Origin of the sequence: Pseudomonas sp. 58 R 12 (genome assembly GCF_900005865.1) — a bacterium.
GTDB lineage: Bacteria > Pseudomonadota > Gammaproteobacteria > Pseudomonadales > Pseudomonadaceae > Aquipseudomonas > Aquipseudomonas tritici.
The window spans coordinates 680,096-694,944 of sequence record NZ_CVTP01000016.1; the positions used below are offsets into that span (position 1 = coordinate 680,096).

At 59.6% G+C, this 14,849-nt stretch carries 17 protein-coding genes; 12 read left to right on the top strand and 5 right to left on the bottom strand.

All coding sequences use genetic code 11. The annotated features are described in order from the left end of the window. Positions 1-108 precede the first annotated feature (108 nt). Complete coding sequence (locus BFP95_RS12450; RefSeq protein WP_065875672.1) at positions 109-1,005, top strand: LysR family transcriptional regulator; 897 nt, start codon at positions 109-111, stop codon at positions 1,003-1,005. Between the two features lie 11 nt (positions 1,006-1,016). Here BFP95_RS12450 and BFP95_RS12455 read toward each other — a convergent pair whose 3' ends face one another. Then, positions 1,017-1,343: a DUF883 family protein gene (locus BFP95_RS12455; RefSeq protein ID WP_032885107.1), complete on the bottom strand. Its 327-nt coding sequence runs from the start codon at positions 1,341-1,343 to the stop codon at positions 1,017-1,019. Positions 1,344-1,498: 155 nt separating this feature from the next. Here BFP95_RS12455 and BFP95_RS12460 point away from each other — a divergent pair, with 155 nt between their 5' ends. Then, entirely contained in the window at positions 1,499-1,714 is a 216-nt protein-coding gene (locus BFP95_RS12460; RefSeq protein ID WP_049710778.1) for a dodecin, read from the top strand. Between the two features lie 113 nt (positions 1,715-1,827). Then, entirely contained in the window at positions 1,828-2,052 is a 225-nt protein-coding gene (locus tag BFP95_RS12465) for a DUF1161 domain-containing protein (protein ID WP_049710777.1), read from the top strand. Positions 2,053-2,111: 59 nt separating this feature from the next. Here BFP95_RS12465 and BFP95_RS12470 read toward each other — a convergent pair whose 3' ends face one another. Then, entirely contained in the window at positions 2,112-3,113 is a 1,002-nt protein-coding gene (locus BFP95_RS12470; protein WP_065891272.1) for an LLM class flavin-dependent oxidoreductase, read from the bottom strand. A 217-nt stretch (positions 3,114-3,330) separates the two neighbouring features. Here BFP95_RS12470 and BFP95_RS12475 point away from each other — a divergent pair, with 217 nt between their 5' ends. Then, positions 3,331-3,762, top strand: coding sequence for an OsmC family protein (locus BFP95_RS12475; protein ID WP_065875609.1), 432 nt, complete (start codon positions 3,331-3,333; stop codon positions 3,760-3,762). Between the two features lie 155 nt (positions 3,763-3,917). Continuing rightward, entirely contained in the window at positions 3,918-4,157 is a 240-nt protein-coding gene (locus BFP95_RS12480) for a DUF1161 domain-containing protein (protein ID WP_049710774.1), read from the top strand. Here BFP95_RS12480 and BFP95_RS12485 read toward each other — a convergent pair whose 3' ends face one another. Beyond that, positions 4,158-4,580: a PA0061/PA0062 family lipoprotein gene (locus BFP95_RS12485; protein WP_065875610.1), complete on the bottom strand. Its 423-nt coding sequence runs from the start codon at positions 4,578-4,580 to the stop codon at positions 4,158-4,160. Between the two features lie 142 nt (positions 4,581-4,722). Here BFP95_RS12485 and BFP95_RS12490 point away from each other — a divergent pair, with 142 nt between their 5' ends. Continuing rightward, entirely contained in the window at positions 4,723-5,766 is a 1,044-nt protein-coding gene (locus BFP95_RS12490; protein WP_065891271.1) for an aminopeptidase, read from the top strand. A gap of 95 nt (positions 5,767-5,861) precedes the next feature. On the opposite strand, the gene BFP95_RS12495 is transcribed toward BFP95_RS12490, so the two are convergent. Both BFP95_RS12495 and BFP95_RS12500 read right to left on the bottom strand, forming a co-directional pair. After that, positions 5,862-6,521 (bottom strand): HAD family hydrolase, encoded by a 660-nt coding sequence (locus BFP95_RS12495; protein WP_065875612.1) that lies wholly within the window; start codon positions 6,519-6,521, stop codon positions 5,862-5,864. After that, entirely contained in the window at positions 6,518-7,060 is a 543-nt protein-coding gene (locus BFP95_RS12500; RefSeq protein WP_065910195.1) for a gamma carbonic anhydrase family protein, read from the bottom strand. The genes BFP95_RS12495 and BFP95_RS12500 overlap by 4 nt, the downstream gene beginning before the upstream one ends. 101 nt (positions 7,061-7,161) lie before the next feature. Between BFP95_RS12500 and prlC the strand changes: the two genes are divergently transcribed. The 6 genes from prlC to BFP95_RS29785 all read left to right on the top strand — a co-directional run bounded on the left by prlC (position 7,162) and on the right by BFP95_RS29785 (position 14,737). Continuing rightward, positions 7,162-9,213: an oligopeptidase A gene (gene prlC, locus BFP95_RS12505; RefSeq protein ID WP_065891269.1), complete on the top strand. Its 2,052-nt coding sequence runs from the start codon at positions 7,162-7,164 to the stop codon at positions 9,211-9,213. Further along, positions 9,210-9,485: a YheV family putative zinc ribbon protein gene (locus BFP95_RS12510; RefSeq protein ID WP_049710768.1), complete on the top strand. Its 276-nt coding sequence runs from the start codon at positions 9,210-9,212 to the stop codon at positions 9,483-9,485. Before prlC ends, BFP95_RS12510 begins: the two co-directional genes overlap by 4 nt. A gap of 272 nt (positions 9,486-9,757) precedes the next feature. Beyond that, positions 9,758-10,510, top strand: coding sequence for a gluconate 2-dehydrogenase subunit 3 family protein (locus BFP95_RS12515; RefSeq protein WP_065875615.1), 753 nt, complete (start codon positions 9,758-9,760; stop codon positions 10,508-10,510). A 2-nt stretch (positions 10,511-10,512) separates the two neighbouring features. Beyond that, complete coding sequence (locus tag BFP95_RS12520) at positions 10,513-12,297, top strand: GMC family oxidoreductase (protein WP_065875616.1); 1,785 nt, start codon at positions 10,513-10,515, stop codon at positions 12,295-12,297. Positions 12,298-12,309: 12 nt separating this feature from the next. Next, entirely contained in the window at positions 12,310-13,608 is a 1,299-nt protein-coding gene (locus BFP95_RS12525; protein WP_065875617.1) for a c-type cytochrome, read from the top strand. Between the two features lie 70 nt (positions 13,609-13,678). Then, on the top strand, positions 13,679-14,737 hold the full coding sequence (locus BFP95_RS29785; protein WP_065875618.1) for a PA0069 family radical SAM protein: 1,059 nt from the start codon (positions 13,679-13,681) through the stop codon (positions 14,735-14,737). Positions 14,738-14,849: the final 112 nt, after the last annotated feature.

The following is a 14,849-nucleotide window of genomic DNA, read 5'->3' on the forward strand; positions in this document are numbered from 1 at the left end:
GACGCTCCAGGAAAGAATCGGTATGAGAAACAATGAGGGCCACTCTACCCCTGACGGCCTATGCTGAAAACCGATAAGATCGCCGTAACCTGTCAGGAAAACTCACAGATGAGCCGAGACCTTCCACCCCTCAATGCCCTTCGCGCGTTTGAAGCCACCGCGCGGCTGAACAGCGTCAGCCAAGCAGCCGAACAATTGCACGTGACCCACGGCGCCGTCAGTCGGCAGTTGAAGGTGTTGGAGGAACACCTGGGTGTCAGCTTGTTCGTCAAGGATGGGCGCGGCCTTAAACTCACAGATTCCGGCGTGCGGCTACGGGATGCCAGCGCCGAAGCCTTTGAGCGATTAAGGGATGCATGTGCAGAGCTGACCCAGGCCAGCGCTGACGCGCCCTTCGTGCTTGGCTGTTCAGGCAGCCTGCTGGCGCGTTGGTTGATCCCGCGCCTGGGTCGCTTGAATGCGGACTTGCCGGATCTGCGCCTGCACCTGTCGGCAGGTGACGGTGATCTTGATCCTCGCCGCCCCGGCCTGGATGCGCTGCTGGTGTTCGCCGAACCGCCTTGGCCGGCGGATATGCAGGTGTATGAACTGGCCAGCGAACGCATCGGCCCGGTGATGAGCCCGCGTTTTGCCGGTTACGAGCGGTTGCGCGAGGCACCCGCCGCTGCGTTGTGCGATGAAGCGTTGCTGCACACCACATCGCGCCCGCAAGCCTGGCCCAGCTGGGCGCAGCAACACGGCATCAAGCCGGGCGCGTTGAAGCACGGCCAGGGTTTTGAGCATTTATATTATTTGCTGGAGGCGGCGGTGGCAGGGCTGGGTGTGGCGATTGCGCCGGAACCGCTGGTAGCAGAGGATTTGCGGGCGGGTCGCCTGGTGGCGCCGTGGGGGTTCAGTGAAACCCCGGCGCACCTGGCGTTGTGGCTACCCAAGCGCGCCGCAGACGGGCGCGCCGGGCAACTGGCGCAGTGGCTCAAGGTTGAGCTGTTGCGACAGGCTGATTAGCGGGTAAAAAATCAGTCACCACGTTTGCACAGCAGATAGGCTGCCAGCAGACCCAGTGCGCCGACAGCAACGCCGGCTGTGGTCCATGGGTGCTCTTGCGCGTAGTCACGGGTAGCAACGCTGGTTTCGCGGATTTTGACTTTGCTTTCTTCGTAGGCATCGCTGATCAGATGACGGGAGTGCTTGAGGGCATTCTCGGCATTGCTTTTCAGGGCCTTCAACGTTTTGCGCGACTCGTCGGACGCATCGTCCTTGAGGCTCTCAAGGGACTTGAGCAGGCTCGAAATCTCGGCTTCCATGCTTTCCAGTGACGCTTTGCGTAAAGAAGTGTTGGCCATGTGGACATCTCCTGAAGTGATTGAGTGGCGTGTGTAGATACCGACTGCGGCCTATTCAAAAAGTGCAGTAAATCTGAACTTTCGAGGACGAATCGTCGCCAGAAGCAGTAGGAACATTGACTGCTACGCTCACTAGAGACCTCAGGAGAAACGCCATGTCTGATCATCACACGTACAAGAAAGTCGAATTGGTGGGTTCGTCCACCACCAGCATCGAAGACGCCATCAACAACGCGGTGGCTGAAGCCAACAAGAGCATCAAGCACCTGGAATGGTTTGAGGTGACTGAAACCCGCGGCCATATCGAGAATGGCAAGGTTGCGCACTATCAGGTCACGCTCAAGGTAGGGTTCCGAATTGCCAGCAGTTGATCCTGTGAGTTGAACTTGCTGACTGGCCGATTGCCATAACCTGCGCTACAACGTTGGGGTGCCGATGCGACAGCGTCGGCACGTTCTATTCGATCAGCGTAAGGAAGTAACGGATGAAGAAGTTTCTGTTAGCAGTCGGTTTGTTGAGCATTGCAGGTACAGCCCTGGCGGCGGGCAAGCCATGCGAAGAGCTGAAAAGCGAAATCGCAGCGAAAATCGACGCCAAGGGCGCTTCAGGTTATTCGCTCGAAGTGGTGGATAAAGGCGCTTCTACCGACGCTCAAGTGGTCGGCAGCTGCGAAGGCGGTACCAAGGAAATCGTCTACAAGCGCGGTTAATCTCGTGCTCCAGACATAAAAAACCGACGCGAGTGCGTCGGTTTTTTTTCGCTTCGGGTTTAGCCTTTCATGACTTGCGCGAGCAGCTCGTAGGAATGAATCCGGTCAGCATGTTCGTACAGGTCGCTGGTGAAAATCAGCTCATCGGCGCCGGTCTGCTCGATCAACACCTCCAGCTTGGCGCGAATCTTCGCCGGGCCGCCGACCATCGCCAGGCCCAGGAAGCTGCCGACCGCGTCTTTTTCATGGGGCAGCCACAGGCCGTCCATGCTGTCCACCGGTGGGCGCTGCACCAGGCTTTGGCCGCGCATCAGCGCGAGGATGCGTTGGTACACCGAAGTGGCCAGGTAGTCGGCCTGCTCATCAGTGTCTGCGGCGACCAGCGGAATGCCGAGCATCACGTAGGGTTTGTCCAGCACGGCTGAAGGCTTGAAGTGGTTGCGGTAGACGCGAATCGCTTCATGCATCAAACGCGGTGCGAAATGCGAGGCGAATGCGTAGGGCAAACCGCGTTCGCCCGCTAGTTGTGCGCTGAACAAGCTGGAACCGAGCAGCCAGACCGGCACATTGGTACCGCTGCCGGGCACCGCAATAACCCGTTGGTCAGGCGTGCGTGGGCCCAGGTAGGCCATCAGTTCGGCCACATCGTCCGGAAAATCATCCGCGCTGCCGGAACGCTCACGGCGCAGGGCGCGGGCGGTCATTTGGTCGGAGCCGGGTGCGCGGCCCAGGCCCAGGTCGATACGGCCGGGGTAGAGGCTTTCCAGGGTGCCGAACTGTTCAGCGATCACCAACGGCGCGTGGTTGGGCAGCATGACACCGCCGGAACCGACGCGGATGGTCGAGGTGCCGCCGGCCAGGTAACCCAGCAATACCGAGGTGGCAGAGCTGGCGATGCCGTCCATGTTGTGGTGTTCGGCCACCCAGAAACGGTTATAGCCAAACTTTTCCACATGCTGGGCCAGGTCCAGGGAATTACGCAGCGCCTGCGCCGGGCTGCCGTTGGCGCGCACGGGCACGAGGTCAAGGGTCGAGAATTTTACGTCGGACAGCGATTTCATAAGCCTGCTTCTCCAATGGGGGCGCAGGCTTCTTAGACGAACCAAAACCTGCCGCTTCATGTGCATGGTCTATGCAATGAGGGCATATACCCGAGATTCAATAGCGGAATGGAAATTTCCTACTAAATTGCTAGGTTTCTCCGACAAGATGAACTTTGCCACGCCAACTATCCTCAGAACCCTTACTGAAGCAAAACCACCGTTCGAGGAGACCGCTATGAGTATCGTTAAAAAAGCATCCGCGCATTGGGAAGGTGACCTGAAGACTGGCCTGGGTTCCATTTCTACGGAGACCGGCGTATTGCGTGAAGCACCTTACGGCTTCAAGGCCCGTTTCGAAGGCGGCAAAGGCACCAACCCTGAAGAATTGATTGGCGCGGCCCACGCTGGCTGTTTCTCCATGGCGTTTTCCATGATTCTCGGCGACGCCGGGCTCAAGGCTGACAGCATCGACACCCAGGCTGACGTCACGCTGGATCAGGTCGAGGGTGGTTTTGCGATCACCGCCGTGCACTTGACCCTCAAGGCCAAGATCCCAGGCGCGAGCCAGGCGCAGTTCGATGAGCTGAGCAAGAAGGCCAAGGAAGGATGCCCGGTGTCCAAGGTGTTGAATGCGACCATCACCCTGGATGGCACGCTGGTTAACTGACACAGCAGATCCAATGTGGGAGCTGGCGTGTGTGGGAGCCAGCTCCCACACTTAGTTATGCGTTAAATCAGAACTCGTGTTTCACAAATGTGGTCCTATAGCCATTGCAGCCTTAGCCGCACACTCGTGCGCAATGCATTCAGGGAGCTTCACACATGAAACGTTTTGCCTTGGCGATCATCTGCGGTGTATTGGCCACATCGGCTGTGGCCGCTCCGAAAGATTGTGAAGAGCTCAGGAAAGAGATCGAGGTAAAGATCCAGGCCAAGGCTATTCCCTCCTACACCCTGGAAATCATTACCGCCGAAGAAGCCAAGAATCACGACAGCGCCATGCTTGTCGGTTCGTGCGAAAACGGTACCAAGCGTATCGTCTACCAGAAGAACAACGACTGATCAGATGCAGTTGACGCTGCGTTCTTCCGCGAGCAACTGACGTGCCGAGTCATACAGCCGGATATTAGGTGTGAAGGCCAGCGAGCGCCCTTCCAGCACATAGCGTTGGCCAGCCTGGAAGTGGTCGTATTGCAGGGTCATGAAGCAGGTGCGATACATCATCGAGCTGAGTCCGCCCAGGCCACCGCCTGCGGGCACTTCAAAATCGAAGCGCACCATTAATTCGTGACTGCCGGGCGGCATTTGGAAGTAACGCCCATCATTCAGGTTCTTACCGTCCAAACGCTGTGCCATCACCAGCCTGGACCCCGGCGTCGGCGTCGTGAAATCGACCCAGGCCTGTTGCGGGTCTGCCGGTGGCACAGGGGTTGTGGTGCAGGCACTGAGGAACAGGGCGGCGACGGGAAGCAAGAGCTGACGCATGGCAGGCACTCAACGGGATGAGAGAATTAAGCCTGGCGCCGACGGCAACAGACTCCCTATGAGTATAAACACGTCATGCCATGAAAAAATTCCACGCAGGCGCGATAGTCTGGCGGGCAGATTTCCCAGGAGCGGTCGGGGCATGGTCAGGCGTTTTCTTCCAGGGCTGATGGTGGTGGTGCTCAGCGGCTGCTCGAGCGTGAGCTATTACAGCCAATTGGCGAGTGGCCAGTGGCAATTGCTGCGGGCCCGGGAGCCAGTGGCGCAGGTTATCGCCGACCCTTTCCGCCCACCGCTGCTGCGCGAGCACCTGGCGCAATCACAAAAAGCGCGAACGTTCGCCAGTGAACATCTGCGCCTGCCTGACAACCAGAGTTACCGGCTGTACGCCGATATCGGCCGGCCTTATGTGGTCTGGAATGTCTTCGCCACGCAAGAATTTTCCCTTTCACCTGAAACCCATTGCTTCCCCATTGCCGGTTGCGTGGCCTATCGCGGCTACTACAACCAGGGCGCGGCGCGGGGCGAGGCGGCGTTGTTGAAGCAGCGGGGCATGGATGTGTCGATTGGCGGCGTCGAGGCTTACTCCACGCTGGGTTGGTTCAACGACCCGATCATGAATTCGATGATGAATTGGGGCGATGAACGCCTGGCCACGCTGATTTTTCATGAGCTGGCGCACCAGCGCTTCTATGTGAAGGACGACACCGAGTTCAATGAGTCGTTTGCCACGTTCGTTGAGCAGGAAGGCACTCGCCAATGGCGAGCCGCGCGAGGTTTGGCACCGCTTAGCAACGCATCACTGCAGCAGCGCGACCAATTTATCCGCCTGATTCTCGACACCCGTAAACGCCTGGAAGCGCTCTACGCCAAGCCCTTGGCGGCCGACGTGATGCGCCAGGCCAAGGCCGCGCAGTTCGAGCGCTTGCGCAGTGATTACCGACAATTGCGCGATAGCCAGTGGGGCGGTGATAAGCGGTATGACGCCTGGATCAACCAGCCGATGAACAATGCGCGGCTGTTGCCGTTTGGGTTGTATGACAGGTGGGTACCGGCGTTTGCGGCGTTGTTTGCGCAGGAGGGTGGGGATTGGGTGAGGTTTTATGCGGCGGTGGAGAAGATGGGCGGGTTGCCGGTGGAGCAGCGTAGAGCAGCGTTGAAACAGTTGGAAGGTGTTGGGCTTTAGGGCCTCATCGCAGGCAAGCCAGCTCCCACAATAGACCGATTTCCAGCATGAGAATGCGGTCGAATGTGGGAGCGGGCTTGCTCGCGAAGGCTATTTCAGCTGCGCGGCATAAACGCCTGATGCATCTCGGCCAATGTCTCAAAATGCCAAGTCGGCGCCTCGGCATTCAACTCCTCGAAACTGCCAAACCCATACCCCACCGCCGCCGAATCCAGCCCGTTGCTGCGCGCGCCGACCAGGTCATGCTTGCGATCACCAATCATCAAGGTGGTGGCCGGGTCCAGGCCTTCCTCACTGATCAGGTGGGCGATTAACTCGACCTTATTGGTGCGCGTGCCGTCCAGCTCGCTGCCGTAAATCACTTTAAAATGCCTGGCAAAATCGAAGTGCCGGGCGATCTCGCGGGCAAACACCCAAGGCTTGGACGTCGCCACATACAGTTGGCGGCCCTGGCTATTCAAGTCCTCCAACAGTGGCATCACGCCGTCAAACACGCGGTTTTCGTATAAGCCGGTGACTTTGAAACGCTCGCGATAGAAATTCACTGCCTCCCAGGCCTTGGCTTCATCGAAGTCGTAGAACTGCATAAAGGCTTGCAGCAACGGCGGGCCGATAAAATGTTCCAGCTTTGTCAGGTCTGGCTCGTCGATACCCAGCTTGCCGAGGGCGTATTGGATCGAACGGGTGATGCCCTCGCGCGGGTCGGTGAGGGTGCCGTCCAGGTCAAACAGGACGGTTTGGTAGGGCAGGCTCATCGGTCGAATCCTTCAGCCAGGTGCAGGTCTTTGAGCTTCACGTAGTTCGCGGCGCTGTAGGTGAAAAAGGCGCGCTCCTTGTCAGTCAACGCGCGGACTTGTTTAACCGGGCTGCCAACATACAAAAAACCGCTTTCGAGCTTCTTGCCCGGTGGCACCAGGCTGCCGGCGCCGATGATCACGTCATCTTCCACCACCGCGCCGTCCATCACGATGCTGCCCATGCCGATCAGGATGCGGTTGCCCACGGTGCAACCGTGCAACATGACTTTGTGGGCGATGGTCACATCGTCGCCGATCAACAACGGGAAACCGTCCGGGTTGAACGGCCCGGCGTGAGTGATGTGCAATACGCAGCCATCCTGCACGCTGGTGCGTACACCGATCCGGATGCGGTGCATGTCGCCGCGAATCACCGTCAGTGGCCAAACCGAGCTGTCGGTGCCGATTTCGACATCGCCGATCACCACCGCCGAAATATCGACAAAAGCCCCGGCGTCCAGGGTTGGCGTGTGGTTCTGATAGGTGCGAAGGGTCACGATAGCCTCTCTCTCTTCTGCTGATAGCTGCGGTGGGTGTTGATTGTAATTAAGATGGCCCCATCTTTGTCTTATCAGTTTCTTCAGCCAAGGTGCCAACCGTGAGCGCGAACAACCCTCTTCTGCAGTCCTACGACCTGCCGCCGTTCTCGGCGATCCGTGCCGAGCACGTCCAGCCGGCCATCGAACAGATCCTTGCCGATAACCGTGTTGCCATCGAAGGCATCCTGCAAAGCCAGGGGAAAAATCCGACGTGGGCCGGCCTGGTCCTGGCGATGGATGAATTGAACGACCGCCTGGGCGCCGCCTGGAGCCCGGTCAGCCACCTCAACGCCGTGTGCAACAGCGCTGAACTGCGCGAAGCCTATGAGGGCTGCCTGCCCGCGTTGAGCGCCTATTCCACCGAGATGGGCCAGAACCGCGCGCTGTTCCAGGCTTTTGAAGCCCTCGCCAATAGCCCGGAAGCTGCCGGTTTCGACGTGGCGCAAAAAACCATCCTGGAACACGCCCTGCGTGATTTCCGCCTGTCGGGCATCGATTTGCCGCCGGAACAGCAAAAGCGCTACGCCGAAGTGCAAAGCAAGCTGTCCGAGCTGGGCAGCAAGTTCTCCAACCAGTTGCTCGATGCTACCCAGGCCTGGACCAAGCACGTTACCGAGGAAGCCACGCTCGCCGGCCTGACCGACTCGGCCAAGGCGCAAATGGCTGCCGCTGCCCAGGCCAAGGGCCTCGACGGTTGGTTGATCACCCTCGAATTCCCCAGCTACTACGCGGTAATGACCTACGCCCAGGATCGCGCGCTGCGTGAAGAAGTCTACGCGGCGTACTGCACCCGCGCGTCGGACCAAGGCCCGAATGCCTGTCAGAACGATAACGGCCCGGTGATGGAACAGATCCTCGACTTGCGTCAGGAGCTTGCCCAATTGCTGGGCTACGCGTCCTTCTCGGAGTTGAGCCTGGCCACCAAAATGGCCGAGTCCAGCGACCAGGTGCTCAGCTTCCTGCGTGACCTGGCCAAGCGCAGCAAACCGTTTGCCGCCCAAGACCTGCAACAGCTCAAGGCTTATGCCGCCGAACAAGGCTGCGCCGACCTGCAAAGCTGGGACAGCGGTTTCTACGGCGAGAAGCTGCGTGAGCAGCGTTACAGCGTGTCCCAGGAAGCCCTGCGCGCCTACTTCCCCATCGACAAAGTGCTCGGCGGCCTGTTCGCGATCGTCCAGCGTCTGTACGGCATCGAGATCGCCGAGCAAAAAGGCTTCGACACCTGGCACCCGGATGTCCGCCTGTTTGAAATCAAGGAAAACGGCCAGCACGTCGGCCGCTTCTTCTTCGACCTGTACGCCCGCGCCAACAAGCGTGGCGGTGCCTGGATGGACGGCGCGCGCGACCGTCGCCGCACCGTAGACGGTGTACTGCAAAGCCCGGTGGCCAACCTGGTGTGCAACTTCACCCCGGCCGACAGCGGCAAGCCTGCCCTGCTGACCCATGATGAAGTCACCACGCTGTTCCACGAATTCGGCCACGGCCTGCATCACTTGCTGACCCGCGTCGAGCATGCCGGTGTGTCCGGCATCAACGGCGTGGCCTGGGATGCGGTGGAGTTGCCGAGCCAGTTCATGGAGAACTGGTGCTGGGAGCCGGAAGGCCTGGCGCTGATCTCTGGCCATTACGAAACCGGCGAGCCGCTGCCCCAGGACCTGCTGGAAAAAATGCTCGCGGCGAAGAACTTCCAGTCCGGCCTGATGATGGTGCGCCAGCTGGAATTCTCGCTGTTCGACTTCGAACTGCATGCCACCCACGGGGATGGCCGCAGCGTGGCGCAAGTGCTGGAAGGCGTGCGCGATGAAGTCTCGGTGATGCGTCCGCCGGCCTACAACCGCTTCCCCAACAGCTTTGCGCACATCTTCGCCGGGGGTTATGCGGCGGGTTACTACAGCTACAAATGGGCTGAAGTGCTCTCGGCGGATGCCTTCTCCAAGTTTGAAGAAGACGGCGTACTCAATGCCGAAACCGGCCGTGCTTTTCGCGAGGCGATCCTGGCTCGTGGCGGTTCCCAGGCGCCGATGGTGCTGTTCGTCGACTTCCGCGGACGTGCGCCGTCGATTGACGCACTCTTGCGCCACAGCGGCCTGAGTGAGGACGCGGCAGCATGAGCGAAGGGCCTGTGATTACCAAAAAGCAATTCATCGCCGGGGCGGTCTGCCCGGCGTGCAGCGAGCCGGACAAGTTGAAAATGTGGACCGAGGACAACGTGCCGCATCGCGAGTGCGTGGCCTGCGGTTATACCGACACACTGAATGACCAGGGTCTGTCGGTGCCCAAGGAATTGGGTACGCGGGTCAACACCTCAGCGTTGAAAGCGCCGGCTGATCCTAAAATTCAAGCCGTACAGTTTTTCCCCAACCCGAAGCTGAAAAAAGAGTAGGCGTCATACGCTGATCTAATGTGGGAGCAGCTTGTGTGGGAGCTGGCTTGCCTGCGATAGCATCACCTCGGTCTGATAGGACGACTAAGGTGTTTGCATCGCAGGCAAATCAGCTCCCACACAAGCTGCTCCCACTTTTTTTGCCTGCATTTATTCGACTTAGGTCGCTGAATCGATTCCCCTTATCCTTAGCCTGCTATCATTTGTAACTATTGATTGCCAAAAAGCTCACTAGAAGCTGATAACCCGTGACCAAATGATGAGGTGCCACCATGTCTGATCAAGATCAAGACAACCCCCGGCGTGACTTTTTGCGCAAATCCTTGACCTTGATCCCGGTGGTCACGGTTGCCAGCACCGGCCTCGGCGGCTCGATGCTGATGGCTACGCCAGAGCCAGCGCAGGCCGCGCCCGCGAAGCCTGCGGCCAGCGACAACGCCTATGAGCCTACGTATTTCACCGCCGAGGAATGGGCGTTTATCAATGCCGCCGTCGAGCGCCTGATTCCCGCCGATGCCCAAGGCCCAGGTGCCCTGGAAGCGGGTGCACCGGAATACATCGACCGCCAGATGAATACGCCTTACGCCAGTGGTGCCCTGTGGTTCATGCAAGGCCCCTTCAACGCTGACGCACCGCCCGAGATGGGCTGGCAGAGCAAATTGGTACCCAAAGAGATCTATCGTCTGGGCATTGCCGCGACGGATGCATGGTCGAAGGCGTTCAACGGTAAAGCTTTTGCTGCGCAAGACAGCGCTACCCGAGACGATATGCTGCGCCGCCTCGAGGCTGGCGGTAGCGAAGTTGCTGCGCATTTCGAGACGGTGCCGCCGAAGATGTTCTTCAACTTGCTGCTGCAAAATACCAAGGAAGGCTTCTTCTGCGACCCGATCCACGGCGGTAACAAAGGCATGGTCGGCTGGACCATGATTGGTTTCCCCGGCGCTCGCGCCGACTTCATGGACTGGGTTGAACGCAACGAGCAATACCCCTTCCCGGCAGTTTCTATCCGCGGTGAGAGGGCATAAACGTGGCGACCATCATGAAGAAAGTAGATGCAGTGATCGTCGGCTTCGGCTGGACCGGCGCGATCATGGCCAAGGAGCTGACGGAAGCGGGCCTCAACGTGGTCGCGCTGGAACGCGGGCCTATGCAGGACACTTACCCGGACGGCAACTATCCGCAGGTCATCGACGAATTGACCTACAGCGTGCGTAAAAAACTCTTCCAGGACATTTCCAAAGAGACGGTGACCATTCGCCATAGCGTGAATGATGTGGCGCTGCCTAACCGTCAGTTGGGTGCGTTCTTGCCGGGCAACGGCGTCGGCGGTGCGGGCCTGCACTGGTCGGGCGTGCATTTTCGCGTCGACCCGATCGAGTTGCGCATCCGCACCCATTACGAGGAGCGCTATGGCAAAAACTTCATCCCCAAGGACATGACGATCCAGGACTTCGGCGTGAGCTATGAAGAGCTGGAGCCGTTTTTCGACTACGCGGAAAAAGTCTTCGGCACCTCCGGCCAGGCCTGGACGGTGAAAGGCCAACTCGTCGGTGAAGGCCGTGGCGGCAACCCCTATGCGCCTGACCGTTCCAATCCGTTCCCGTTGGAATCACAGAAAAACACCGTCTCCGCACAACTGTTTCAAAAAGCGGCTAGCGATGTGGGTTACAAACCCTACAACCTGCCGTCGGCCAATACCTCGGGGCCGTACACCAACCCCTATGGTGCGCAGATGGGCCCGTGCAACTTCTGTGGTTTCTGCAGTGGCTATGTTTGCTACATGTACTCCAAAGCCTCGCCGAACGTGAACATCCTGCCAGCTTTGCGCCAGGTACCGAATTTCGAACTGCGGCCTAATTCCCACGTGCTCAAGGTCAACCTCGACAGCACCAAGCGCAAGGCCACCGGTGTGACGTACATCGACGCCCAGGGCCGGGAATGCGAGCAGCCGGCAGACCTGGTGATCCTCGGCGCATTCCAGTTCCACAACGTGCGTTTGATGCTGCTGTCCGGAATCGGCAAGCCTTACGACCCGATCACCAATGAAGGTGTGGTGGGCAGGAATTTCGCCTACCAGAACATGGCGACCATCAAGGCGTTCTTCGACAAGGACACCCACACCAACAACTTCATCGGTGCGGGCGGCAATGGCGTGGCCATTGATGACTTCAACGCCGACAACTTCGACCACGGGCCTCACGGCTTTGTGGGCGGCTCGCCGATGTGGGTCAACCAGGCCGGTAGCCGACCGATTGCCGGTACGTCCAACCCGCCGGGAACCCCGGCCTGGGGCAGCGCGTGGAAGCGCGCGACCGCCGATTACTACACCCACCAAGTGTCGATGGATGCCCACGGCGCCCATCAATCCTACCGGGGCAACTACCTGGATCTGGACCCGGTTTATCGGGATGCCTACGGCTTGCCGCTGCTGCGGATGACGTTCGATTGGCAAGAAAACGACATCAAGATGAACCGCTTCATGGTCGAGAAAATGGGCAAAGTCGCCGAAGCGATGAACCCCAAGGCGATTGCCGTGCTGGGCAAAAAGGTCGGTGAGCACTTCAACACCGCGTCGTACCAGACCACCCACCTCAACGGCGGCGCAATCATGGGCACCGACCCGAAAACCAGTGCCTTGAACCGTTACCTGCAGTGCTGGGATGTACACAACGTGTTTGTGCCAGGCGCATCCGCTTTCCCACAAGGTTTGGGCTACAACCCTACCGGCCTGGTGGCGGCGCTGACCTATTGGTCGGCCCGGGCGATCCGCGAGCAGTACCTGAAAAACCCCGGCCCACTGGTTCAGGCATAAGGAGCGATGACCATGAAAGCACTTGTTATCGCGACGTTTGCCCTATTCAGCAGCTGCTCGGTAAGCGCGGCTGAGACCGATCTGGTCAAGCAGGGCGAATACCTGGCCCGCGCCGGTGACTGCGTGGCCTGCCACACCGCAAAGGGCGGTAAACCGTTCGCCGGCGGCCTGCCGATGGAAACCCCCATCGGCGTGATCTATTCCACCAACATCACGCCGGACAAGACCGGCCTGGGCGACTACAGCTTTGAAGACTTCGACAAGGCCGTGCGCCATGGCGTCGCCAAGAGCGGTAGTACGCTTTACCCGGCGATGCCCTACCCGTCTTACGCACGTGTCAGCCAAAGCGATATGCACGCGTTGTATGCGTATTTCATGAAGGGTGTTGAACCGGTCGCCCAGGAGAACAAGGACAGCGATATTCCCTGGCCACTGAGCATGCGCTGGCCGTTGGCGGCGTGGCGCTGGATGTTTGCGCCCGAGGTGGCGGACTACCAGGCGCCCGCCAATGCTGACCCGGTGATCAGCCGTGGTGCTTATTTGGTGGAAGGCCTTGGCCACTGTGGCGCGTGCCATACGCCACGGGCTTTGACCATGCAGGAAAAAGCCCTGAGTGCCACTGATGGCAACGCGTTCCTGTCTGGCAGTGCGCCGTTGGAGGGCTGGATCGCCAAGAGCCTGCGCGGCGACCACAAGGACGGCCTCGGCAGTTGGAGCGAGGAGCAGCTGGTGCAATTCCTCAAGACCGGCCGCAGTGATCGCAGTGCGGTGTTTGGTGGCATGAGCGATGTTGTGGTCCACAGCATGCAGCACATGTCGGAAAATGACCTGACGGCTATCGCCCGTTACCTCAAGAGCCTGCCGGCGGTAGACCCCAAGGACCAGCCGCACCAGTACGACAAGCAGGTGGCTGATGCCCTGTGGAAAGGTGATGACAGCAAGCGAGGTGCGTCGGTGTACATCGACAACTGTGCGGCCTGCCACCGTACTGACGGCCATGGCTACACGCGGGTGTTCCCGGCGCTGGCGGGCAACCCGGTATTACAGACGGCGGATGCCACGTCGTTGATCAACATCGTGTTGAACGGCGGCACGTTGCCGGCTACGCACGCGGCGCCGTCGACCTTCACCATGCCAGCATTTGCCTGGCGCCTGTCGGACCAGGAAGTTGCGGATGTGGTCAGTTTCATTCGTGGCAGCTGGGGCAACCAAGGCGCGCCGGTGAAAGCCAGCGAAGTGGCGGACCTGCGCAAGAACGATATGCGCACCACCTCGGGTGACGACCTGGGACAGGTCACTCAAAAGCACTGACCGCCAAACGGCACTGGTCAGAAACCTTGTGCCTCGATACTGTATATAAAAACAGTATCGAGGCGTTTTCATGTCTACTCCGCTGCCGCCCCGTGGTCGGGGCACGGCCACCAACCTGCACAACCGCTTTGCGCCCACCGTCAGCGTGGTCGAGGACGACGGCTGGTATCAGGAAGTGCCGCCGACCCAGGGCACCGAAGTGCGTATCGAAACGGCCAAGACCATCATCACCCGCAACAACTCGCCGGACTTGCCGTTTGATCGTTCGATCAACCCTTATCGTGGCTGCGAGCATGGGTGTATCTACTGCTATGCGCGGCCCAGCCATGCCTATTGGGACATGTCGCCGGGGCTGGATTTCGAAACCAGGCTCATCGCCAAGACCAACGCCGCGGATGTGCTGGAGCAGCAACTGTCGAAGCCCGGCTACGTGTGTGCGCCGATCAATCTCGGTTCCAATACCGACCCTTACCAACCTATCGAGCGCGAGTACCGAATCACGCGGCAAACCCTTGAAGTGCTGCTGCGCTATCGGCACCCGGTGACCATCATCACCAAGGGGTCACTGATTCTGCGCGATCTCGACCTGCTCACCGAGCTGGCCCGGCAGCGTTTGGTGGCCGTGATGATCAGCCTCACCAGCCTGGACGACGAGCTCAAGCGCATCCTGGAGCCACGCACGGCGGCGCCCAAGGCGCGGTTGCGGGCGATTCGGGTGATGCGCGAGGCCGGGATCCCGGTGGGGGTGCTGTGCTCGCCAATGATCCCGATGATCAACGACAGCGAATTGGAAAGCCTGCTCACCGAAGCCCACGCGGCGGGCGCACAGAGCGCGGCGTACATGATGCTGCGCCTGCCGCTTGAGGTGGCGCCGTTGTTTGAAGAGTGGCTGGCGGCGCATTACCCGCAACGTGCGGCCCATGTGATGAGCCTGGTGCGCCAGGTGCGCGGCGGCGAGGTGTATGACAGCCGCTTTGGTGTACGCATGCGCGGCGAAGGGCCATTTGCCGATCTGCTGGCCCAGCGGTTCAACAAGGCGATCAAGCGGCTGGGGCTCGACCGTCGGGAAGGGTTCAATCTTGATTGCACAGCCTTCTGCCCACCGGGCAGGCAGATGGCATTGTTGTAGACTGACGTGTAAGGCGGCATCCGCCTTGTAGGAATAATCGCCTTTTGACATCACTGAAAGCCGCGTTCTAGAGCGGTTCATTCAGTTTGAGTTAAGTTTCGACGGTTACCTT

Bases quoted from the DNA above. Each gene is read 5' to 3' on its own strand.
- BFP95_RS12450 (WP_065875672.1), top strand. From the start codon at position 109: ATGAGCCGAGACCTTCCACCCCTCAATGCCCTTCGCGCGTTTGAAGCC.
- BFP95_RS12455 (WP_032885107.1), bottom strand. From the start codon at position 1,343: ATGGCCAACACTTCTTTACGCAAAGCGTCACTGGAAAGCATGGAAGCC.
- BFP95_RS12460 (WP_049710778.1), top strand. From the start codon at position 1,499: ATGTCTGATCATCACACGTACAAGAAAGTCGAATTGGTGGGTTCGTCC.
- BFP95_RS12465 (WP_049710777.1), top strand. From the start codon at position 1,828: ATGAAGAAGTTTCTGTTAGCAGTCGGTTTGTTGAGCATTGCAGGTACA.
- BFP95_RS12470 (WP_065891272.1), bottom strand. From the start codon at position 3,113: ATGAAATCGCTGTCCGACGTAAAATTCTCGACCCTTGACCTCGTGCCC.
- BFP95_RS12475 (WP_065875609.1), top strand. From the start codon at position 3,331: ATGAGTATCGTTAAAAAAGCATCCGCGCATTGGGAAGGTGACCTGAAG.
- BFP95_RS12480 (WP_049710774.1), top strand. From the start codon at position 3,918: ATGAAACGTTTTGCCTTGGCGATCATCTGCGGTGTATTGGCCACATCG.
- BFP95_RS12485 (WP_065875610.1), bottom strand. From the start codon at position 4,580: ATGCGTCAGCTCTTGCTTCCCGTCGCCGCCCTGTTCCTCAGTGCCTGC.
- BFP95_RS12490 (WP_065891271.1), top strand. From the start codon at position 4,723: ATGGTCAGGCGTTTTCTTCCAGGGCTGATGGTGGTGGTGCTCAGCGGC.
- BFP95_RS12495 (WP_065875612.1), bottom strand. From the start codon at position 6,521: ATGAGCCTGCCCTACCAAACCGTCCTGTTTGACCTGGACGGCACCCTC.
- BFP95_RS12510 (WP_049710768.1), top strand. From the start codon at position 9,210: ATGAGCGAAGGGCCTGTGATTACCAAAAAGCAATTCATCGCCGGGGCG.
- BFP95_RS12515 (WP_065875615.1), top strand. From the start codon at position 9,758: ATGTCTGATCAAGATCAAGACAACCCCCGGCGTGACTTTTTGCGCAAA.
- BFP95_RS12525 (WP_065875617.1), top strand. From the start codon at position 12,310: ATGAAAGCACTTGTTATCGCGACGTTTGCCCTATTCAGCAGCTGCTCG.
- BFP95_RS29785 (WP_065875618.1), top strand. From the start codon at position 13,679: ATGTCTACTCCGCTGCCGCCCCGTGGTCGGGGCACGGCCACCAACCTG.